At 73.3% G+C, this 3,267-nt stretch carries 3 protein-coding genes; all 3 read left to right on the forward strand.

All coding sequences use genetic code 11. From position 1 onward, the window contains the following. Nucleotides 1–997: hypothetical protein (locus ACFU7Y_RS42155; RefSeq protein WP_380771732.1), on the forward strand; the 997-nt coding region annotated here is incomplete at its 5' end. A gap of 283 nt (nucleotides 998–1,280) precedes the next feature. After that, nucleotides 1,281–1,937: an NUDIX hydrolase gene (locus tag ACFU7Y_RS42160; RefSeq protein WP_224282525.1), complete on the forward strand. Its 657-nt coding sequence runs from the start codon at nucleotides 1,281–1,283 to the stop codon at nucleotides 1,935–1,937. A 519-nt stretch (nucleotides 1,938–2,456) separates the two neighbouring features. After that, nucleotides 2,457–3,200: an SGNH/GDSL hydrolase family protein gene (locus ACFU7Y_RS42165; RefSeq protein WP_224282527.1), complete on the forward strand. Its 744-nt coding sequence runs from the start codon at nucleotides 2,457–2,459 to the stop codon at nucleotides 3,198–3,200. Nucleotides 3,201–3,267 lie beyond the last annotated feature (67 nt).

A 3,267-nucleotide genomic window follows, 5' to 3' on the forward strand; every position in this document is an offset into this window, starting at 1 on the left:
GGCAGGAGGAGGCGGTGCGCGGGCGGCCGGGCGCGCCGGGCGGGTCCGGGGCGCGCCGCCGCCCCAGCCCGTGGCGGTGGCGCTGGCCGTCGACGCCGGGGACTTCGCCGGTCTGGCGCGGTACGGGCTGTTCGGCGGGCTCGGGCACCAGGCGTACCTGCGGCGGGCCGAGGAGCAGCTGACGGCCCTGCACCGGCAGGGGCTGGAGGTGCACCTGCGGGTCCTGGAGGTGGCCGACTTCGAGGACTACTGCGAGGCGCTCGGCCTCGATCCCCGGATGCCCGCCGCCCGGGTCGCGTACGCGGGTGATCCGGAGCTGGCCGGGGAGCCCTTCGTGTACGCGGGGGAGCGGCTGGCCGAGCTGGTCCCGGTGTTGTTGGACGACCACCGGGCGCGGGTGCGGATGTCCGTGGCCTGCGCGGTCCTGCTGGGCGCCGTCGGCGACGACCCGGCCGGGCAGTTCCGGATGGCGGCCGTGATGCGGTACGTGACCTCGGTCTACCTGGCGCTGGCCGAGGGCGCGGGGGAGGGGTGCCACCTGCTGACACTGCGCTGCCACGGGCCCGAGGACGGCGAGGAGCTCACCTCGGCGGTGGACGTCTGCGTGGAGGAGGGGCAGCTGTACCCCGCCGGGCGGGACGCCGAGGCGTTCTGCGTCACGCTCGCGGCGGGCGTCGCGCTGGGCGGGGCGGGGGCGCTGCTGCTGCACGGCGATCCGTCGGTGGGCGTACGGGCCGACGGCCGGACCGAAGACGGGTCCGCCCCGGCGGGCGGTCCCTCCGACTCCCCGCCCACCGAGGCCCGGCCCCGGCCGCCGGTGCGCGGCTGGGCGCTGGCCGGCGGGCGGCTGCGGCCGATGACCGCGCACGAGGTGTTCGACGAGCTGGCCGACGACGCCGCGCGCGGGCTGCCCTTCCCGCCCGGGGTGGACCCGCTGCCCGGGTTCCCGCTGCCCGGCTTCCGGGGTCACGGGGAAGGGGGCGGGCCGCTGGGGTGATCACCACGTTCACCGTCTCCGCATCCACCATGCGGCGCTGGGGGCTGTTCATCGACCGCCTGTTCGGGGAAGATTCGGAGAAGATCAACAGCAGGAGCGTGCGGTGCCCCACGCCGTCGTTCCGGCCGCTCCGCCCCGTACCGCGCCATGCAGGTCCTCCTCGCGCACCGCCGGTCCGGCGAAGCCCGACAGCGAGAGGGGGACGGATGAGCGAGCGGAGCGAGCTCGGCGCCAGGGGGTGCGCGTGGGCGAGCGCCCCCGCCGAGCGCCGCGGGGCGAGATCATGAGCCCGATCGAGTACAGCGCGGAGATCGCCGAGCTGCTCGGGAAGGTGCGGCGGCGCCCCACGGCGGGCTGGCCGTGGCGGCCGGGCGAGCAGGTGCCGGAGGGGCTGCCGGTCAAGCAGTCCTGGGGGTGGCTGTTCGCGCCGGACGGGCGGGTGCTGACGCTGGTGAACCCGAGGGACGGGATCTGCTCGCTACCCGGCGGCTCACTGGAACCGGAGGACGACGGGGACCCGTCGGCCGCCCTGGCCCGGGAGTCGGCCGAGGAGGCGCAGGCCCTGATCGGCCGGCCGTACTACCTCGGCTACCTCTACGACCGGGTCGGATCGGCGAACGGCGGGCACGAGTGCGCGCGGGTCCGGATGGCGGCGGCGCTGCGGGCGGTCGGCCCGAGCGCGGCCGACCCGGCCTCGGGTCGGCACTACCGGCGGCTACTGGTCGCGCCGGGCCTCGCCGTCGAACTGCTCGGTTGGGGCGCGCCCGGGCTGCGCCAGGCCCGGGCGGCCGTCGCCACCGCCGCCCGCTGGCTCGGTGTGCCCGCGGCCGCGAACGAGGCGATCGAGGAGCTGCCGGTCGAGGGCTGCACGGTCTCCCCGGGCATCGTGTACCAGGGGGCCGTGCACCCCGGTGGTGGCCGCCCCCGCGCGCAGGGCTGACGGGGCGCGGTGCCGTACTCCCGAGCGACCTCCCGGCGCGCTGCCCCCGGCACGTCGTCCTGACTGCCGGTCGCGTCCGTCGCACGGTCCGGCCGGCCGCGGCGGCGAATTCCGACGGTGCCGTTGATGCCCCTTCTGGCCCACCTTCCGACGTGCCTTGAGGCACATCATCCGCCCCCCCTGCACCCGCTGACACTCCTTTCGAATCCGGCCCGACGATGGCCGGGCGGCAATTCGCCGGCTGGTCCTGCACGGAACTTCCGCAAGTTGCCGGTCTACGCGCGCTGCGCTACGCGCGTCGCGGTGCACCCGCTCTGACCAGCGTGAAATCACGGATTGTCGGCGGCAGTTCATCTCTGAGCTATCAGACACACCGTCAATATCCTTGGCATGACTCCTTCCAGGTTCGGCTACCGCCTGGTATCACTTCTGTGACCCGCGCCACGCCGTTCCCCTGGAGGCATGATGATCCGCCCCGTCCGCGCTCTGTCCATCGCTGCCATAGCGGCAGGTCTCACCATGACGACGCTCTTCGCCGCCTCGTCCGCGAATGCGGCCGGCGTCAACTACGTGGCCCTCGGCGACTCGTACTCCTCCGGTGTCGGTGCCGGCAGTTACCTGAGCGACAGCGGCAGCTGCAAGCGCAGCACCAACGCGTACCCGTACCTGTGGAAGAACGCGCACGCGCCGTCCTCCTTCAAGTTCGTCGCCTGTTCGGGCGCCAAGACCGGCGACATCCTGAACAACCAGATCTCCGCCCTCGACGCCAGCACCACGCTGGTCAGCATCTCGGTCGGCGGCAACGACGCCGGATTCGCCGACACCATGCAGACCTGTGTCCTCGACGGGGACCAGGAGTGCATCGACGCCGTCAACGTGGCCAAGAACTACGCCACCACCACCCTGCCCGCCCAGCTGGACAAGGTGTACTCGGCGATCAAGGCCAAGGCCCCGAACGCCCACGTCGTGGTGCTGGGTTACCCGCACATCTACAAGGTCGGTGGCAGCTGCATCTTCGGCATCGGTGACACCAAGCGCGCCGCCATCAACGGTGCCGCCGACACCCTGGACAGCGTCCTCGCCAAGCGGGCCGCGAACGCCGGCTTCGCCTTCGGTGACGTCCGCAGCATCTTCACCGAGCACGAGATCTGCGGCTCGCTGACCACCTGGCTGAACAGCACCACCCTGCCGGTCGACGAGAGCTACCACCCGAAGGCGTCCGGCCACTCCGGCGGCTACCTGCCGGTGTTCTCGGCGCTGTAAGACTGCCGCAACGGACTGCCTCCTCGCAGGACGTGCCGTGCCGCCGCCCCCTCCCGCACCTCGGGAG

Origin of the sequence: Kitasatospora sp. NPDC057542 (assembly GCF_042801945.1) — a bacterium.
In the GTDB taxonomy this organism is placed as follows: Bacteria; Actinomycetota; Actinomycetes; order Streptomycetales; family Streptomycetaceae; genus Kitasatospora.